This is a genomic window from Halomonas sp. KX33721, assembly GCF_001596805.1.
In the GTDB taxonomy this organism is placed as follows: domain Bacteria; phylum Pseudomonadota; class Gammaproteobacteria; order Pseudomonadales; family Halomonadaceae; genus Vreelandella; species Vreelandella aquamarina.
This window is the reverse complement of sequence record NZ_LVIA01000038.1, coordinates 1-16,643: the sequence shown is the minus strand read 5'-3', so window position 1 is coordinate 16,643 and position 16,643 is coordinate 1. Positions and strand designations below refer to the sequence as shown.

16 protein-coding genes and 2 rRNA genes are annotated in these 16,643 nt (G+C 58.0%); 11 read left to right on the top strand and 7 right to left on the bottom strand.

Translation table 11 applies throughout. The features are described from left to right. Positions 1–840 carry a methylenetetrahydrofolate reductase [NAD(P)H] gene (gene metF / locus A3220_RS13715; RefSeq protein WP_062375335.1) on the bottom strand — a complete coding sequence of 280 codons (840 nt, stop codon included), beginning with the start codon at positions 838–840 and terminating at the stop codon, positions 1–3. 140 nt (positions 841–980) lie between these two features. Between metF and A3220_RS13710 the strand changes: the two genes are divergently transcribed. Further along, positions 981–1,916 carry an AEC family transporter gene (locus tag A3220_RS13710; protein WP_062375333.1) on the top strand — a complete coding sequence of 312 codons (936 nt, stop codon included), beginning with the start codon at positions 981–983 and terminating at the stop codon, positions 1,914–1,916. On the opposite strand, the gene ligB is transcribed toward A3220_RS13710, so the two are convergent. Continuing rightward, entirely contained in the window at positions 1,913–3,586 is a 1,674-nt protein-coding gene (ligB, locus tag A3220_RS13705; protein WP_062375332.1) for an NAD-dependent DNA ligase LigB, read from the bottom strand. The genes A3220_RS13710 and ligB overlap by 4 nt on opposite strands. A 213-nt stretch (positions 3,587–3,799) precedes the next feature. Further along, positions 3,800–5,020, bottom strand: coding sequence for a methionine adenosyltransferase (gene metK / locus A3220_RS13700; RefSeq protein WP_062375330.1), 1,221 nt, complete (start codon positions 5,018–5,020; stop codon positions 3,800–3,802). Positions 5,021–5,266: 246 nt separating this feature from the next. Here metK and tkt point away from each other — a divergent pair, with 246 nt between their 5' ends. The 7 genes from tkt to A3220_RS13665 all read left to right on the top strand — a co-directional run bounded on the left by tkt (position 5,267) and on the right by A3220_RS13665 (position 12,117). After that, positions 5,267–7,258, top strand: a complete 1,992-nt coding sequence (gene tkt, locus A3220_RS13695) for a transketolase (protein WP_044630434.1) — start codon at positions 5,267–5,269, stop codon at positions 7,256–7,258. Between the two features lie 36 nt (positions 7,259–7,294). Further along, positions 7,295–7,648, top strand: coding sequence for a CidA/LrgA family protein (locus tag A3220_RS13690; RefSeq protein ID WP_062363377.1), 354 nt, complete (start codon positions 7,295–7,297; stop codon positions 7,646–7,648). Beyond that, positions 7,638–8,360: an LrgB family protein gene (locus A3220_RS13685; protein ID WP_062363349.1), complete on the top strand. Its 723-nt coding sequence runs from the start codon at positions 7,638–7,640 to the stop codon at positions 8,358–8,360. The genes A3220_RS13690 and A3220_RS13685 overlap by 11 nt, the downstream gene beginning before the upstream one ends. 59 nt (positions 8,361–8,419) lie before the next feature. Beyond that, positions 8,420–9,448 carry a glyceraldehyde 3-phosphate dehydrogenase NAD-binding domain-containing protein gene (locus A3220_RS13680; protein WP_062363354.1) on the top strand — a complete coding sequence of 343 codons (1,029 nt, stop codon included), beginning with the start codon at positions 8,420–8,422 and terminating at the stop codon, positions 9,446–9,448. Positions 9,449–9,507: 59 nt separating this feature from the next. Beyond that, positions 9,508–10,677 (top strand): phosphoglycerate kinase, encoded by a 1,170-nt coding sequence (locus tag A3220_RS13675; RefSeq protein ID WP_044630430.1) that lies wholly within the window; start codon positions 9,508–9,510, stop codon positions 10,675–10,677. A 65-nt stretch (positions 10,678–10,742) separates the two neighbouring features. Beyond that, positions 10,743–11,807: a class II fructose-bisphosphate aldolase gene (gene fba, locus A3220_RS13670; protein WP_062363362.1), complete on the top strand. Its 1,065-nt coding sequence runs from the start codon at positions 10,743–10,745 to the stop codon at positions 11,805–11,807. 121 nt (positions 11,808–11,928) lie between these two features. After that, a complete protein-coding gene (locus tag A3220_RS13665) occupies positions 11,929–12,117 on the top strand; it encodes a hypothetical protein (RefSeq protein ID WP_232068195.1) in 189 nt (62 codons plus the stop codon). Between the two features lie 10 nt (positions 12,118–12,127). On the opposite strand, the gene A3220_RS13660 is transcribed toward A3220_RS13665, so the two are convergent. Continuing rightward, positions 12,128–12,553: a hypothetical protein gene (locus A3220_RS13660; RefSeq protein WP_054645212.1), complete on the bottom strand. Its 426-nt coding sequence runs from the start codon at positions 12,551–12,553 to the stop codon at positions 12,128–12,130. 248 nt (positions 12,554–12,801) lie between these two features. Here A3220_RS13660 and A3220_RS13655 point away from each other — a divergent pair, with 248 nt between their 5' ends. The 3 genes from A3220_RS13655 to A3220_RS13645 all read left to right on the top strand — a co-directional run bounded on the left by A3220_RS13655 (position 12,802) and on the right by A3220_RS13645 (position 14,846). Then, positions 12,802–13,500: an HAD-IA family hydrolase gene (locus tag A3220_RS13655; RefSeq protein WP_054641449.1), complete on the top strand. Its 699-nt coding sequence runs from the start codon at positions 12,802–12,804 to the stop codon at positions 13,498–13,500. Position 13,501: 1 nt separating this feature from the next. After that, positions 13,502–13,876 carry a translation initiation factor Sui1 gene (locus tag A3220_RS13650; RefSeq protein WP_054641448.1) on the top strand — a complete coding sequence of 125 codons (375 nt, stop codon included), beginning with the start codon at positions 13,502–13,504 and terminating at the stop codon, positions 13,874–13,876. Positions 13,877–13,937: 61 nt separating this feature from the next. Then, a complete protein-coding gene (locus tag A3220_RS13645) occupies positions 13,938–14,846 on the top strand; it encodes a nuclease-related domain-containing protein (protein WP_062375328.1) in 909 nt (302 codons plus the stop codon). A gap of 8 nt (positions 14,847–14,854) precedes the next feature. On the opposite strand, the gene A3220_RS13640 is transcribed toward A3220_RS13645, so the two are convergent. From A3220_RS13640 to A3220_RS13630, 3 genes are all read right to left on the bottom strand, one after another. After that, positions 14,855–16,186: a deoxyguanosinetriphosphate triphosphohydrolase gene (locus A3220_RS13640; protein ID WP_062363374.1), complete on the bottom strand. Its 1,332-nt coding sequence runs from the start codon at positions 16,184–16,186 to the stop codon at positions 14,855–14,857. Between the two features lie 107 nt (positions 16,187–16,293). Continuing rightward, positions 16,294–16,409: ribosomal RNA gene (gene rrf / locus A3220_RS13635) — 5S ribosomal RNA — on the bottom strand. 134 nt (positions 16,410–16,543) lie between these two features. After that, a 23S ribosomal RNA gene (locus A3220_RS13630) occupies positions 16,544–16,643 on the bottom strand; the annotation flags it as partial.

The following is a 16,643-nucleotide window of genomic DNA, read 5'->3' as shown; positions in this document are numbered from 1 at the left end:
TTAGCTGAGGTTATCCACCACTTTCAGCGCTGGTGCCGATTGGTTCAGCGTGTAGAAGTGCAGGCCCGGCGCGCCGCCGTCCAGCAGGCGTTCACACAGGCGAGTCACTACATCGGTACCAAAGGCGGAAATGGCGTCGCTGTCATCGCCGTAGGCTTCTAACTGCTTGCGAATCCAGCGGGGAATTTCCGCGCCGCAGGCATCGGAAAACCGTGCCAGTTTGGTGTAGTTGGTGATCGGCATGATGCCGGGAATGATCGGCTGCTCGACGCCCAGCGCACGCGCTTTATCAACGAAGTGGAAGTAGGCATCGGCGGTAAAGAAGTACTGGGTAATCGCCATGTTGGCACCCGCATTCATCTTGCGGGCAAAGTTTTCCACATCCTTATCGAGGCTGGGGGCCTGTGGATGAGATTCCGGATACGCCGCGACCGCGATGTCAAAGTGGTCGCCCGTCTCGTCACGAATGAACTCTACCAATTCATTGGCGTAGCGCAGCTCTCCGATACTGGCCATCCCGGAGGGCATGTCACCGCGCAGGGCCACTAGGCTATCGACGCCCTCTTCCCGGTACTGCGCCAGTAAGTCGCGCAGCTGAGCCTTTTCGCTGCCGATGCAGGAGAGGTGCGGCGCCGTGGTGATGCCACTTTGGCTAACGGTGCGCACGATATCCCGAGTGCGCGCCTGAGTGGAGCCACCCGCGCCGTAGGTGACCGAGAAGAAACGCGGGTTACGAGCGGCCAGCTCATCACGCACGTGAATTAGCTTCTCCCGACCTGCATCGGTGTTGGGCGGAAAGAATTCAAAGCTAATACCTAACGGATGCTCTTGGCTGCTCATGGTTTGTCCTCGCAGTGCGGTAACGTGATCATTATTTAGGGTATTCTCGCTGCTTCGCCGCGCAGCGGCTAATGAAAGATTCCACGGTCGACCTTCAATTCGGCTCATGTTGGCACCACCGCGTCTATCAAGGAGGAGATATGGACTTAGCACCCAGCGCTTTAATGGGCCCGCTGCTCATGCTGATAGGGTATGTGGGGCTGGGCTTTATTGCCGCCCAACGGTTGAAAATAGACCCGCGCCCGATTGCTACCTTGTTGGTGTACCTGATCGCGCCGCTGACAATTTTTCGCGCGCTGATGAATGGCGGCCCCACCTTAGAGTATTTGGTGCTCACCCTGGCGATGTTTCTATTGGTCAGCGCCATGGCACTGGCCGTGCGCTGGGCTACCCAACACCGCTTTGGCCCGCAGGAAGGCGCGCTGCTGGCGTTCTCTTCTGGCACCGGTAATACCGGCTACTTTGGGCTGCCCGTCGCGCTGATTCTGCTACCGCCGGAAGGGGTGACGCTGTACCTCTTCTGCATGCTGGGCATCAACCTGTATGAGTTCACGGTGGGGTTTTATTTGAGCGCCCGGGGCCACTTCTCGGTACGCCAGAGCCTTGCCAAAATTGCCCGCCTGCCGCTGATTTATGCCTTTTTCCTAGCACTGCTGCTAAACGCGCTCAACGCCACGCTGCCTGAGTCACTGATGAGTTCGTTAGCCGTTTTCCCCGCCACCTATACCCTGCTGGGCATGATGATTATTGGCATGACGTTAAGCCAGGTCACCCTCGCCGCGTGGGATACACGCTTTGTGGCGACCTGCGTGGGCCTGCGCTATCTGCTCTGGCCACTGGTAATGCTGGGGGCGGTGCTGGTGCTCCAGCAGTTCACGCCACTCGCACCGGAGCTGGCGATGGCACTGCTGCTATTTGGCGTGGTGCCCATGGCCTCTAACGTGGTGGTCGTGGCGATGGAGTTGGGCATTCAGCCGCAGAAAGGTGCTTTAGCGGTACTCACCACCACGCTGCTGGCACCGCTGTTGATACCGCTCTATCTGGGGCTGATGCTGCGGCTCACCGGGCTCGGTTAAAACCCATCGACGCCCGCCAGCTGCAGCAGGCGGGCCATGCGCTGAACGTCTGGGTGGCTGAAGAAGGCAACGAGCGCTTCGCCGCGCACCGGGCCAACGCCAGGCACGGCTTGCCAATCGGTTCGAGAGTAGCCCGCGAGGGTGTACCAATCACCCAGCCCAGCGTCGCCACCGGGGGGCATTCCCAGCGCCGTCAGCCATGTCGCATAGGGCGCTTGGCGCGCCGCGTCGAACTGTGCCATCAGCGCTGCGGCGGTGGTAGCGCCAATACCGTGGGCCTGTTGAAGCTGCTCCGGCGTTAGTGCCAACCAACCCAATAGTTCCGTAACCACACCGGCCTCCATCAGCGCCTGCCAAGTGCCTTCGCCAATTCCACGCATGCCCAGCTGCTCGCTGAGATAGGTTAAGCGGGCCAGCAATTGGGCGCTGCATTCTGATGTTCGCTCGGGCGTTAGCGTAAAGCAGCTCAACAGATGGTAACGCTCGGGCGGCGGGGCGCTTAGGGCGGCTCTTTCACGTGTTTGCCACACCACGCTGTCTACCTGAGGAATCGTCAGGCCCGCCAGCGTCACCGCCACTTGGTCACCTGGTCGCACGTCCCACGCCTGCCAGCGCTCCAATGAGCCCAGCGACACGCGACTGATGCGCCGCCCTTCCAGAGTTACCGGGTAGAGCCATAGCAGCGGCGTTACGCGCCCAGTTCGCCCCACCCGAAACTCGACCCCGCGCACCTGGGCTAGCGCCTGCTGAGACGGATACTTCCATGCTACCGCCCACTCAGGGGGCGATGACGACCAGCTACGCACGCTAGGGCGATCAGCCTGTTTTAACACCACACCGTCGGTGGCAAACGGCAGCGGGCCGTTGAACCACCGCTCGCGCCACTCGGCGGCCGCCTCCTGGCCGCTGATCGAGTGGGTGTAATCGGCCGTATCGAAACCCAGCGCCGTCAGTTGTGCCAGCCGTTCGGTCATCTGCGTCGGGCCATCCGGCCAGTCCCATACGAATAATCCGATGCGATTCAGCGTCTCTTGGCTTGGGTCGCGCTGCGCCATGGCACCGGCCACGGCACCTCGGGCACCCGAATCTGGCTGGCGTGCCTGCACGTGATTATCCAGCCGCCAGTAAAGCTCGCCCTGCAGCACCGCAGAGACGGGCTCAGGAAGCGTAACGGGCACACCGGGCAGCTGCTGAACCCGCGCCGTCCAATCCTGCCCCCGCTCGCCGTCTCCACGGCTAACCGCCTCGACGAGCTCCCCGCCCTGGTAACGCAGCGTCACCGCCACACCATCCACCTTGGGTTGAATCCATAGGTCTTCGCGGCGGCTGGTAAAGCGTCGAATGCCGTCCTCATCGGCTTTCGTGAGTCCGGTTTGGGCGGCCGGATGGGTGCGGGTACCGCTGCTGCTCGTGATGCGGGTCAGAGGCCGATGGGGAATCGGTGAATCTAAGCAAGCTTGCCAGTTTTCCAGCCGTGCCAGCGCCTGGTCGTACAGCTCATCAGCAATCAGCGATTCGCCGTTATCATGGTAGGCGCGGTCCCATACTTTGATATGTTCGGCTAGCGCCTGGGTTTCCAGCGCCAGCCGCTCGGCGGGCCAGTCGGGGCAGGTGTCTGCCTGTGCGGAAAAAGTGACACTCATTAACCAAGCTGCCGCTAGGTTCGCCATTCCTGTTATTCGCCGACCCGACATACGCATCCTCACGTGGTAAACGGGAAATTTTCAGCCCTTATTAAAATTAACTTATATGAAACTGACAGAGATGCAATGCGCGGCAAGCCGCTCTCGGAGCCGTTTTCGACCCATAAAAAAAGCGCCCCCTGGCGTGAACCAAGGGGCGCTTTTCGCTAACCCATGACGCTCATTGCGCTTACGGGAAGCTTATAGGCCAGCGGCCTGGCGCAGCGCGTCTGCTTTGTCAGTTTTTTCCCACGGGAAGGCTGTAAACGTCTCGGTGTGCGTTTCGCCTTTGTCGTCTACCCAGCTGTAGCTGTGCTCGAACGGCTCGCGGCCAAAGTGGCCATAAGCCGCCGTCAGACGGTACATCGGGTGCAGCAGATCCAGCATCTTGGTGATCGCGTAGGGGCGCAGATCGAAGTGCTCGCGCACCAGCTCGACGATTTTCGCGTCGTCGATTTTGCCAGTACCGAAGGTGTCGATAGACACCGAGGTAGGCTCTGCCACGCCAATGGCGTAGGAGACCTGAATCTCGCACTTGTCCGCCAGGCCCGCTGCTACGACGTTTTTCGCCACATAGCGGCCAGCGTACGCGGCGCTGCGGTCTACTTTCGACGGATCTTTACCCGAGAACGCACCGCCACCGTGGCGCGCCATGCCGCCGTAGGTATCGACGATGATCTTACGACCGGTCAGGCCACAGTCGCCCACCGGGCCGCCAATCACGAACTTGCCGGTCGGGTTGATGTGGTACTGGGTATTGGCATCCAACCACTCAGCGGGAATCACCTGCTCAATGACTTCACGCTTAATCATTTTGCGCAAGTCTTCCTGGTCGATTTCCGGATCGTGCTGAGTCGACAGAACAATCGCATCGACGCCACACGGTTGGCCTTCAGCGTTATAGCGGAAAGTCACCTGACTTTTGGCATCCGGACGCAGCCACGGCAACAGGCCGTTTTTACGCAGCTCCGCCTGACGCTCGACCAAACGGTGCGAGTAGTGGATCGGCGCAGGCATGAACGAATCGGTTTCGTTCGTGGCATAGCCAAACATCAAGCCCTGGTCGCCCGCGCCCTGATCTTCCGGCTTGGTACGATCAACGCCCTGAGCAATATCGACACTCTGCTTGCCAATCAGGTTGATGACGCCGCACGTGGCACCGTCGAAGCCCACCTGAGAAGAGGTGTAGCCGATATCGGTAATCACATCACGCACCAGCGTCTCTAGATCCACCCACGCGGAGGTGGTGATCTCACCGGCAATAATGGCAACGCCCGTCTTCACCATCGTTTCACAGGCAACGCGGGCCTGTTTATCCCGGGCGATAATGGCATCTAACACCGCGTCTGAAATCTGGTCGGCAATCTTATCGGGATGGCCTTCGGAAACGGACTCGGAGGTAAACAGGGAATATTCGCTCATCGCGCACTCGACCCTCTGTATGACGGCTGCTCTGTTATGACCGCAGCATCAGCAGGAAATCATGGCAGGAAGTTCCCTGCCCGTATAAAGAAGCGGCACCATCACTTTCACCACCACTTCGGGAGCCAGAGTCTACACGCTGTTGCAAGTTCTTCCCACAACGTGCCCCTGAGAATTTGCCGCCGCCGGGGAAGTCAGCGACAATAGCACCTTTATTCTTTCCGTTTTCAGGCGAGGAGCACCCCCATGCCGTCCCGTTTTGAGCTGGCCAATGCCATTCGCGCCCTTTCCATGGATGCTGTTCAGAAGGCCAAATCCGGCCACCCTGGCGCCCCCATGGGTATGGCTGATATTGCCGAGGTGCTGTGGAATGACTACCTCAAGCACAACCCCGAAGACCCCAAGTGGGCCGATCGCGATCGGTTCGTGCTGTCGAATGGCCACGGCTCCATGCTGCTCTACTCGCTGCTGCACTTGAGCGGCTATGAACTCAGCCTGGAACAGCTGCAAAACTTCCGCCAGCTGCACTCGCCCACCGCTGGCCACCCGGAGTTCGGCTACGCTCCTGGCATCGAAACCACCACTGGCCCGCTGGGCCAAGGCTTTGCCAACGCGGTCGGTTTCGCGATTGCCGAGAAAACCCTGGCCGCGCAGTTCAACCGCCCCGGCCACACCATCGTTGACCACCACACCTGGTGCTTCTTGGGCGATGGCTGCTTGATGGAGGGTATCTCCCACGAAGCGGCGTCCCTGGCAGGCACTCAGCAGCTAGGCAAACTGATTGCGCTATACGACGACAACGGCATCTCTATCGATGGCGAAGTCGAAGGCTGGTTTACCGACGATACGGCCAAGCGCTTTGAGTCCTACGGCTGGCACGTAGTGCCGAACGTCGACGGCCATAAGCCTGATGAGATCAAGGCGGCCATTGAGCTGGCGAAGAGCCATGACGACAAGCCAAGCCTGATCATCTGCAAAACCATTATCGGTTTTGGTGCCCCCAACAAGCAGGGCAAAGAAGAAGCTCACGGCGCACCGCTGGGTGACGAAGAAGTGGCACTGGCACGTAAGCAGTTGGGCTGGGAGCACGCGCCTTTCCATATCCCCGAGCCGATTTACTCCGCCTGGGATGCCCGCGACGCCGGTAAAACGCGCCAGCAAGAGTGGGAAGGCCGCTTCGCTCGCTACACCGAAGCCTTCCCGGAAGAAGCACGTGAATTCAAGCGCCGCATGAAAGCGCAGCTGCCCACGGAGTTGACGACTGAAGCGCTGATCGAGCAGGCCCAAGAGAAAGGCGACAGCATTGCCTCGCGTAAAGCGTCGTTTGAAGCGCTGAACGTGATTGGCCCGCAAATGCCGGAACTGCTCGGCGGCAGCGCTGACTTAGCGCCATCTAATCTGACGTTCTGGAAGGGCGCGAAAGCGATCACCCCCGACGATGCCAGCGGCAACTACCTGCACTACGGTGTGCGTGAATTCGGCATGGGCGCGGTGATGAACGGTATCGCCCTGCATGGCGGTTTTGTGCCGTATGGCGCGACCTTCCTGATCTTTATGGAGTACATGCGCAACGCCGTGCGTATGGCGGCGCTGATGGGTCAGCAGGCTATCTACGTGTTTACCCACGACTCTATTGGCCTGGGCGAAGATGGCCCGACGCACCAGCCGATTGAGCAGCTCACTAGCCTGCGCACCACGCCGAACCTCAACACGTGGCGCCCCTGTGACGCCGTGGAGACCGCCGCGTCCTGGGATGCCGCGATTAAGCGCCACTCCGGCCCGACAGCCCTGGTTCTTTCACGCCAGAACCTGCCCCACCAGCAGCGTACCAAGGCCCAGCTCGCGTCTATCCAGCGCGGTGGCTATGTGCTGAAAGATAGCGAAGGCACCCCAGAGCTGATCCTGATTGCCACGGGCTCCGAAGTCTCTCTGGCGATGGACGCCGCGGCCGAACTGGAGCAGCAGGGTAAAGCCGTGCGCGTAGTCTCCATGCCGTCCGCTTACCGTTTTAATGGCCAAGACGCTGACTACCGCGAAAGCGTGCTACCCAAAGCCGTCACCAAGCGTATTGCCATCGAAGCTGGCCATGCCGACTACTGGTACAAATACGTTGGTCTCGATGGCCGCGTGATTGGCATGACCACCTTTGGTGAGTCGGCCCCGGCTGGCGAGCTGTTCAAGCACTTCGGCTTTACCGTCGAGAACATTGTTAAACAAGCCAATGAGCTGCTGGGTTAACCCCCTGTTCACGGGTCACCCAGTGCGGGCATCGCGATGCCCGCGCTAAACGGTCTGCTATGGCTAATTAGCTACTGGTTGATCGGAGAAGTGGTCATTCACTTCTCCGGTTTACCCATCTCTTCTGGGGTGGTGGGCATGCTACTGCTGTGCACTACTCTTGCCGTTATCGGTAGAGTACCTGCTAGCCTTGCCGCTGCCGCCCAACCGCTGATCGCACTTTTGGCTATGCTGATTATGCCGGGCGTGGTGGGTGTATTCTTTATTCTGAATGAGCTGGCAGGCCAATGGCTAGCCATTGTGGCCGCCCTGCTACTCGGCACGCTGCTCAGCGTGTTCACCACCCTATGGTTACTAACGCGTTTGATGGGACGCAGCCATGCTGACTAACCTGCTGCCCACCTTAACCGCAACGCCTTTACTGGCCGTTGGACTAACGCTGGCCGCTTATTTGGTGGGTAGCGCAGTTTTTATACGGCTGGGTAAGCCCTCCTGGCTGCCCGCTATTTTGATCGCGGCACTCCTTTTGGCCGCAATACTGGCGCTGTTAGGGCTGCCTTACGCCACCTACCAGCAGGGCGCTACGTGGCTAACCGTGCTGTTAGGCCCCGCTACGGTGGCGCTGGGTATGCCGCTTTACCAGCAACTGCCGCACATCCGTGAACTCTGGCGACCGCTAGCCGCCTGCCTGCCTATTGCTGCTGCTTTGGCGGCTTGCTATGCCTTGGGCATTGCGTGGCTGTTGGGAGCGAGCCCAGACATTTTGGCCTCCATTGCGGCAAAGTCGGTGACCGCGCCTATTGCCATCGGCATCACCGAACAGCTCGGCGGCAACGTGGCGCTGTTAATGGGCTCGCTGCTAGTAACCGGCGTGCTGACCATCCCCTTTGTTAGCTTGGCGGCCCGGCTGCTACGTATCAACGATGAGCGCATCATCGGTTTTGCGCTGGGGCTCAATGGGCACGCCATTGGTACCGTGCGGGCGTTTGATATTAGCCCTACCGCCGGGGCGTTTGCCTCGCTCGGAATGAGCCTAACCGGTATTTTTACCGCGCTGCTGTTGCCGCTGGCGTGGCGGCTAGTGGGCATCGGGGCTGGGTAAGCAACCCCCGGTGAAATACGCTATCATCGGGCCACTTTTTCTAAGAGCCGCATCGCAACATGGCGAACGCTTCCACTAAATATCGCATTGCTATCAATGGTTATGGGCGCATTGGCCAGTGCGTGCTGAGAGCACTGGTGGAACGCCAACACCCAGAACTTGAGGTGGTGGCGATTAATGAGCTTTCTGACCTCGCCACCATCACCTATCTCACCCGTTACGACACCACCCACGGGCGTTTCCCTGGTGAGGTGGACAACGATGGCAGCGCTCTGCTCGTCAACGGCCAGCGCATCCACGTGCTGTGCGAACGCGAACCGCAAGCGCTGCCCTGGGGTGAGTTGGATATCGACCTAGTGTTGGAGTGCTCGGGTAGCTTTAAGGATCGCGCCACCGCCGAGCAGCACTTAACGGCTGGGGCCAAGCGGCTGCTGTTCTCCCAGCCCGCTGAAAACGATGTGGATGCTACCATCGTGTGGGGCATCAACGAGCATGAGCTTGCCCCCACCCAGCGCATTCTCTCTGCGGCGTCCTGCACCACGAACTGTTTAGTGCCGCTGCTTACCGTGCTGGATGAAGCATTGGGTCTGGAGCACGGCGTTACCACCACGATTCACTCGGCGATGAACGACCAGCCGGTGATCGATGCGTATCATCAAACCGACCTGCGCCTGACCCGCTCCGCCATGCAGTCGATCGTGCCGGTGGATACCGGCTTGGCAGTGGGTATCAGCCGCCTGATGCCGAGCCTGGCCGGGCGTTTTGAGTGCCTGCACGTGCGGGTACCCACCATTAACGTCTCGGCCATGGATGCCGCGCTGACCGTACGTCGCGATACCAGTGCCGCCCAGGTGAACGCGCTGCTACACAGCGCCAGCCAGCAGCGCTTACAAGGGGTGCTAGGCTATACCGAAGCCCCCATGGCATCGATCGATTTTAATCATGACCCCCGCTCTGGCATTCTAGACGCCACCCAAACCAGGGTGGCTGGCACACGCTTGATCAAGCTGCTGTGCTGGTTTGATAACGAGTGGGGCTTTGCCAACCGCATGCTGGATATCAGCCAGCGTTTGGCAACGTTTCGCTAACTGATGGGCAGCACTACCTAGCGCTCTTACATTCGCTTGAACACGAGGAAACCGCTCACATGAACGTGCAAAAAATGACCGACCTGCCCCTGGAAGGGCAGCGCGTGCTGATTCGTGAAGACCTGAACGTGCCGATCAAAAACGGCCGTGTTTCCAGCGATGCCCGCCTGCGCGCCGCACTGCCGACTATTCAAGTGGCAGCCAAGGCGGGAGCAAAAGTGATGCTCATGAGCCATCTGGGCCGCCCCACGGAAGGCGAGCCTGCCGAGGAGTTCTCCTTAGCTCCCGTGGCCGAACACCTTGGCGAGCTGCTGGGTAGCCCCGTCAAACTGGTCGACGACTACCTCGACACCGCGCCCACGCTCAGCAACGGCGACGTGGTGCTGCTTGAGAACGTGCGCTTCAATAACGGCGAGAAAAAAGACGACGAACAGCTGGCCAAGCAGTACGCCGCGCTGTGCGATATCTTCGTGATGGATGCCTTCGGCACCGCCCACCGTGCTCAAGCTTCTACCCACGGCGTGGCCCGCTTTGCGCCCACCGCCTGTGCCGGCCCGCTGCTGGCTCAAGAGCTAGACGCACTGGAGAAAGCCTTAGCGAACCCGGCGCGCCCGATGGCGGCTATTGTAGGCGGCTCCAAGGTCTCCACGAAGCTCGACGTGCTGACCGCACTCTCTGATAAGTGCGACCAGCTTATCGTCGGCGGCGGGATCGCCAACACCTTTATCGCGGCGGCAGGCTATAATGTGGGTAAATCGCTCCACGAAGCCGACCTGATCGGTCAAGCCAAAGCGCTAATGGAGAAAGTCTCTATTCCGCTGCCCACTGACGTTGTTGTGGCAACGGAGTTCTCTGAATCCGCAGAAGCAGTGGTGAAACCGGTGGACCAGGTCGCTGATAACGAGATGATTCTGGATATCGGCCCGGACACCGCTGCCCACTTGGCCAGCCTGCTCAAAGATGCTGGCACTATTTTGTGGAACGGCCCCGTGGGCGTTTTTGAGATTGATCAGTTTGGCAAAGGCACCGAGGAGCTCTCCCATGCCATTGCTGACAGCCGCGCATTTTCCATTGCCGGTGGCGGTGACACGCTCGCTGCGATTGATAAATACGCCATTGCCGACCGTATTTCCTATATTTCCACCGGTGGCGGGGCGTTTTTAGAGTACGTTGAAGGCAAACAGCTACCGGCTGTTGCTGCACTTGAAGCTGCGGCCAAGCGCGGCTAATACGTAATAATTGAACTTGCACGCTCACTGCACCCGTTCACACTGACAACCTATAAGGTGACCCCATGGCTTTAATTAGCATGCGCCAGATGCTCGACCACGCCGCCGAATATGGCTACGGTATCCCCGCGTTCAACGTCAACAACCTTGAACAAATGCGGGCTATCATGGAAGCCGCCGATGCTACCGACTCTCCGGTGATCGTGCAGGCCTCCGCTGGCGCGCGTAAATACGCGGGCGCCCCCTTCCTGCGCCACCTGATTTTGGCAGCAGTGGAAGAGTTTCCTCATATTCCGGTAGTGATGCACCAGGATCACGGCACCAGCCCTGCGGTATGCCAGCGCTCTATCCAGCTCGGTTTCTCCTCCGTCATGATGGACGGCTCGCTGGGTGAAGATGGCAAGACGCCAATGGATTACGACTACAACGTTGACGTTACTCGTCGCGCAGTAGAAATGGCCCACGCCTGTGGCGTCTCTGTAGAAGGCGAGCTGGGCTGCCTGGGTAGCCTGGAAACCGGCATGGCTGGTGAAGAGGACGGCATTGGTGCCGAAGGCAAGCTGGATATGGAACAGCTGCTGACCGACCCCGAAGAAGCCGCTGCGTTTGTAAAGGCGACTCAGGTCGACGCGCTGGCGATTGCCATTGGCACCAGCCACGGCGCGTATAAATTCACCAAGCCGCCGACCGGCGACACGCTTTCCATTCAGCGTATCAAAGAGATCCACGCGCGCATCCCGGATACCCATCTGGTCATGCACGGCTCCTCTTCGGTGCCGCAGGAGTGGCTGGAAGTGATCAACCGTTACGGCGGTCAAATTCCGGAAACCTACGGCGTACCGGTTGAGGAAATCGTCGAAGGCATCAAGCATGGCGTGCGCAAGGTGAACATCGACACCGATCTGCGCCTAGCGTCCACCGGTGCTGTGCGCCGTTTTATGGCAGAGAATCCGTCAGAGTTTGATCCGCGCAAATTCTTAAAAGAAACGGTCACCGCTATGCGTGATCTGTGTATTGCCCGCTACGAAGCCTTTGGCACTGCTGGCAACGCGAGCAAAATCAAGCCGATTAGCCTGGAGGCGATGTTCCAGCGCTACGAGCGCGGCGAGTTGGCTCCTAAAATTAAGTAAGCAGCTAAGCAATTAGCGACGCTAAGGCGGCCTTCGGGCCGCCTTTTTTGTTGCAATGCAGCACAAATAGGCTATTACTAGAGAGCGCCACCCCACATTTCTTCACCAGGCAGCTCTCACTATGATGCGCGAAAACCAGCGCATGGTGACCGAAAAAATTGAGGCCAGCATAAAAGCTGGCCTCGTAATGCAAAAAGCGTTTTTCAGCGCGATGAGTGGTCAGTACGCCCCCTGGTGGATTACCAGCCAGAAAGCGATGAAACCCTACCATCTACGCAGTAGCGCCAACTCACGACGCTTCTCCCGCTAACGGCGGTAGGTTACTCGTTATCGTCGTTGCTCTGCTCGTCTTCACCGCTTTCAATCGCATCTTCAGCGCTACCAGTACCACCTGTGCCACCTTCGGTATTCTCACTTTCGGCATTCGTACTGATGCTCTCCGTCTCAGCGCTGCTGCCCTCGGTGTCAGAGCCAGTGTTCTTTGCCTCAGTGCTGCTATCGACTTCGGCCGTGTCAGCGTTCTCTTCAGCACTAGACGCTTCCGAAGCCGACATATCAGAGGAAGGCTGCTCATCGCGCTGAACAGAACCTGCCTTAATACCGTACTTCTCTTCTAGCGCCGCATCATCCAGCGCTTGGTGCTGCTCGCTATCGGCGTTGGCCTCAGGTTCTGCCAACACGCTAGCCGAAGAGGCCATCAGCGCGGTACCAAATACAAATGAGAGTAACCAGGGGTTGAATCGCATATACATCTCCATTTTGTAGTTATTGCGGCGTCGCCTAACCACTATAGCTCTTCTCCTAGCGATTAACATAGATTGCCTTAAAAACCGGGTAGTTAACTTAGTGATGACATGGATAAATGGCACCTAGAGGCGGGCTAACCGTAAAAAATTATAAAACAGTGTTCACAAAGTCCCAAAAATCTCGTTCAATAGCAGTCTAGTCGGCTTAATTAACGCGAGTAGCGCTTGTAACGCTGCAAGGAATTCCCATGCCGCTTCCACTTCTGCTGTTTGATTGTGATGGCACCCTCGTCGATAGCGAACCCCTGCTTGCTGAAGAGATGGCGCGCGGCCTCAATACGGTGGGCCTACCGTTTGCCTCCTCCGATTACCTAGGGGAGTTTCGTGGTGCCCGCTTCCGACGCATTGTGGCAGAACTTCAAACCCGCTACGGTGAAGTAGATGCGGACCGGTTAAACCGTATGGAACAAACCATGCGGGCCAATCTGGCAGACCGGTTAGCCAACGAGTTAACCACCATTCCCGGTGCCCGGGAATCACTTGACGCCCTATCACGCTATCCAAGCGCGGTGGTATCGAACGGGCCAGAAACAAAGATTCGCACCGCACTCAATGCCACTGGGCTAAGCCAGTACTTCGGCCACCGCTTATTTAGTGGTTATACCGCTAATTGTTGGAAGCCAGAGCCCTGTTTACATCTTCACGCAGCCAGTATCATGGGGTTTGCGGCAAAAGACTGCATAGCGATCGATGACGCCTTAGTTGGCGTTCAAGCAGCTCTGCAAGCGGGCATGACAGTGATTCATTTGAATCGCTTCCCCGATGCCGAAGCAACACCGGAAGGCGCTATTATGATTAGCAACATGTACCAACTGCCTGCCGTTGTTGAACAACTGACCCACGAGCGATGGCAGGCCGCAATGCTTCATCACTCAACAGAGAAATAGTATGGCTTCATTACGTGATCAGCTAGGTGGCCTTGTTTACTCCACTGAGCATGGCAAAACTTGCCCCGACTGCCGAGCCCCTATTGATAATTGCTGCTGCGAAGACACCAGCGAGCAAGAGCGTCTTGCCGCATTAGATGGCATTGTGCGCATCCGCCGTGAAACCAGCGGGCGTAAAGGAAAAGGCGTGACGACTATCAGCGGTCTCCCACTGGCCCACGCAGAGCTTAAGACGCTGGCCAAAACGCTTAAACAGCGCTGTGGTACGGGTGGTGCAGTTAAAGAGGGCGTGGTTGAAATTCAAGGCGATCATCGCGAAACACTTCGCGATGCCTTAACCTCAATGGGTTATCAGGTAAAATTAGCTGGCGGTTGATGCATCGCCATATAACACGATGCTCGACCTTAAGCTCATGGCTAAAGGGCAAGTTACGACAATGGTTTGGTTGGAATACCTACTACCGCTCATCTTCTTGTTCCCCATGGCAGCCATGGGCGGCATTGTATTAGCCTTGCGTAGTCTTCATGATGCCCGCGTACACTCACCCTTTGATGCACCGCTGCGCGAACCTGGTCAGGCCCTTCGTCATAGGCTCGACCAAGCCTTTTCTAGCCTGTTCCTAAATGGCACCCTGGGGCCATTAGTCACGTTAGCGCCGCTAGTATATGGCATGGGCCGTATGCTGTTTGTCGATAAACAAGACTGGGTAGAGTGGGCGCTTTACGGCTTGCTAAGTACCATTTTGGTGCTGGCGTTTTCGCTGCTGCTAGTACGTGACTACCAGCGCATTCGACGCTTAAAGCTGGGGCTTGCCTGCGAGCTGGCGGTGGGGCAGGAGCTGGAGCGCTTAGTGCGCCCCGAAGCGCACCCTTATTATGTTTTCCACGATGTACCTACCGACAGTTTCACTATCGATCATGTCGTCGTGACCCCTCATGGCGTGTTTGTGGTGGAAACCCGGGCAAGGGCGCTGGCGATTGGTACCGATGGCAAGGAGCTGAACTGTGTGGCGGTAGAGCGTGAGCGGTTACGCTTCCCCCACTGGCAGGAGCGGCGGCCGCTGCATAAAACCCGTCAGGGTGTCAGCTGGCTTACCCAATGGTTAGAGCGGCGCTGCGGCGTACCCGTACCCGTGAAAGGGGTGTTAGTGCTTCCCGGTTGGGAAATCGACACAAGCGAAGCTGCGTCAGATATCTTGGTAGTGAGCGGCGAGCAGCTTGCCCGCCAGCTTACCGAATTAACCCCAGGACAGATGAGCGATGCCATTCACGATAAGGTCATCCACATTCTGCTGGAACGAGCACGGCTGATGGAGCTCAAGCATCTCCGCCAGCCGTCCGTTTAATGGATGGCTCAGTCGCCGCGTAAGCGGCCGCCCATCTCTTGAGCAAGATCGACTGCATAGTGGTCGGTCATCCCGCCAATGAAGTCCAGCATTCGCCGGTAACTGTCATAGAGTGTCCATGAGGGTAGCGGTGTATTCTCACCAATTAACGCCAGCACCCGCTGGTGCTTGAAAGAGCTTTGCCCGGTGTGGTGCAGCTCATGGGCCGCACCGATAAACGCTTCTAACAGGATACCCAGCGTGGTGTAAGCACCAATCTCCAGCTTCGCCTTGCGCTCATTCTGGAAAATACGCTCACGAGCCAGCTGCTTGGCGGACTGCACACCCCAACCTAAATCCGGGTGACACAGCTCTAACAAGTCTTCGCTGAGGGTACCGCTGAGTAGCGCCTGCTCATGCTGTACAAATACAGCCCCCACATCGTTTACGGCCCGCTCCATAGCAGCGCCTCTGAGTAGGGCGATACGGCGGCGTTGCGAGACATTTTTACGCTGCATCTCGGCATACTCCGGTGGGAACTCACCGGCAATTTGACGCAGAATCTCAACCACTTCCTCGTAGCGAAGAATGCCCATCTCCAGACCGTCTTCCAGGTCTAGCAAGGCGTAGCAAATATCATCTGCCGCTTCGACAAGCCAAGCCAATGGGTGGCGACACCAGCGCTGCTCCCCTTGGGGAAGTAGCCCAACCGCATCTGCTACCTCTTTTAACAGCGCCTGCTCTGACTGGTAGCAGCCAAACTTACCCGCCCGGCCGCTATAGCGTACCGTCCATGGGTATTTCAGCAGCGTGCCGAGCGTAGCCGCCGATAAGCGCATGCCGCCGTTAAACTGGTTGTACTCAATCTGGGTAATCACGCGAAAGCCCTGAGCGTTGCCTTCATAGGTCAGCAGGTCTTCGCGCTCTGCCTCTGATAGGCCCTCCAGCAGGCCACTTCCCTGGGCACGGCGAAACCAGTCGCGTATCGCGTACTCACCGGCGTGACCAAAGGGCGGGTTACCGATGTCATGACCCAGACACGCCGTTTGCACAATAACGCCCAAATCAGCGGGGGTAATCCAGTCAGGGAGGCGGTCACGCAGCAGCTCGCCCACAATCATTCCAAGAGAGCGGCCGACACAGCCAACTTCAAGGGAGTGGGTTAAACGTGTGTGAATATGGTCGTTTTCAGTCAGAGGGTGCACTTGGGTTTTACGCCCCAAGCGTCGGAAAGAGCCGGAAAAGACAATGCGATCATGATCTTTATGAAAGGGGCTACGCCCAATTTCCCGGGTGCTATCTGTTCGTTTATCGTGAAGGCGTCGAGGGGAAAGTAACTGATCCCATTGCATTTGTGTCATAGCGCTCCTCCTTGGAGTTCACATTCTGACATAAAAACACGGACATAAAACGACACATAGAAAAACAAAAAACCCAGCCTATTGGCTGGGTTTTTTGCAGTATAAGTGCCTGACGATGACCTACTCTCGCATGGGGAGACCCCACACTACCATCGGCGCTAAGCGGTTTCACTGCTGAGTTCGGCATGGGATCAGGTGGTTCACGCTCGCTATGGTCGTCAGGCGTAACGGGTAATGCATATCATGCTGAGTTCGTCGTTGACGCGGTAAGTGATCGTCTCTTGTCAGCAAGCACGTTGGCTTGCTGCTGCGTATCCGGTTTTCGTTACCACTGCGACCAGACCCCTTGGGTGTTATAGGGTCAAGCCTCACGGGCCATTAGTACACGTTAGCTCAACGCCTTGCAGCGCTTCCACACCGTGCCTATCCACCAGCTGGTCTCGCCTGGGCCCTTTAG

Excerpts from the sequence above, each read along its gene's own strand:
- A3220_RS13685 (WP_062363349.1), top strand. The coding sequence starts at position 7,638 with ATGCTGACTAACCTGCTGCCCACCTTAACCGCAACGCCTTTACTGGCC.
- A3220_RS13665 (WP_232068195.1), top strand. The coding sequence starts at position 11,929 with ATGATGCGCGAAAACCAGCGCATGGTGACCGAAAAAATTGAGGCCAGC.
- A3220_RS13710 (WP_062375333.1), top strand. The coding sequence starts at position 981 with ATGGACTTAGCACCCAGCGCTTTAATGGGCCCGCTGCTCATGCTGATA.
- A3220_RS13655 (WP_054641449.1), top strand. The coding sequence starts at position 12,802 with ATGCCGCTTCCACTTCTGCTGTTTGATTGTGATGGCACCCTCGTCGAT.
- metK (WP_062375330.1), bottom strand. The coding sequence starts at position 5,020 with ATGAGCGAATATTCCCTGTTTACCTCCGAGTCCGTTTCCGAAGGCCAT.
- A3220_RS13660 (WP_054645212.1), bottom strand. The coding sequence starts at position 12,553 with ATGCGATTCAACCCCTGGTTACTCTCATTTGTATTTGGTACCGCGCTG.
- A3220_RS13690 (WP_062363377.1), top strand. The coding sequence starts at position 7,295 with ATGCCCGCGCTAAACGGTCTGCTATGGCTAATTAGCTACTGGTTGATC.
- A3220_RS13645 (WP_062375328.1), top strand. The coding sequence starts at position 13,938 with ATGGTTTGGTTGGAATACCTACTACCGCTCATCTTCTTGTTCCCCATG.
- fba (WP_062363362.1), top strand. The coding sequence starts at position 10,743 with ATGGCTTTAATTAGCATGCGCCAGATGCTCGACCACGCCGCCGAATAT.
- A3220_RS13675 (WP_044630430.1), top strand. The coding sequence starts at position 9,508 with ATGAACGTGCAAAAAATGACCGACCTGCCCCTGGAAGGGCAGCGCGTG.
- ligB (WP_062375332.1), bottom strand. The coding sequence starts at position 3,586 with ATGGCGAACCTAGCGGCAGCTTGGTTAATGAGTGTCACTTTTTCCGCA.
- A3220_RS13680 (WP_062363354.1), top strand. The coding sequence starts at position 8,420 with ATGGCGAACGCTTCCACTAAATATCGCATTGCTATCAATGGTTATGGG.
- tkt (WP_044630434.1), top strand. The coding sequence starts at position 5,267 with ATGCCGTCCCGTTTTGAGCTGGCCAATGCCATTCGCGCCCTTTCCATG.
- A3220_RS13640 (WP_062363374.1), bottom strand. The coding sequence starts at position 16,186 with ATGACACAAATGCAATGGGATCAGTTACTTTCCCCTCGACGCCTTCAC.
- metF (WP_062375335.1), bottom strand. The coding sequence starts at position 840 with ATGAGCAGCCAAGAGCATCCGTTAGGTATTAGCTTTGAATTCTTTCCG.
- A3220_RS13650 (WP_054641448.1), top strand. The coding sequence starts at position 13,502 with ATGGCTTCATTACGTGATCAGCTAGGTGGCCTTGTTTACTCCACTGAG.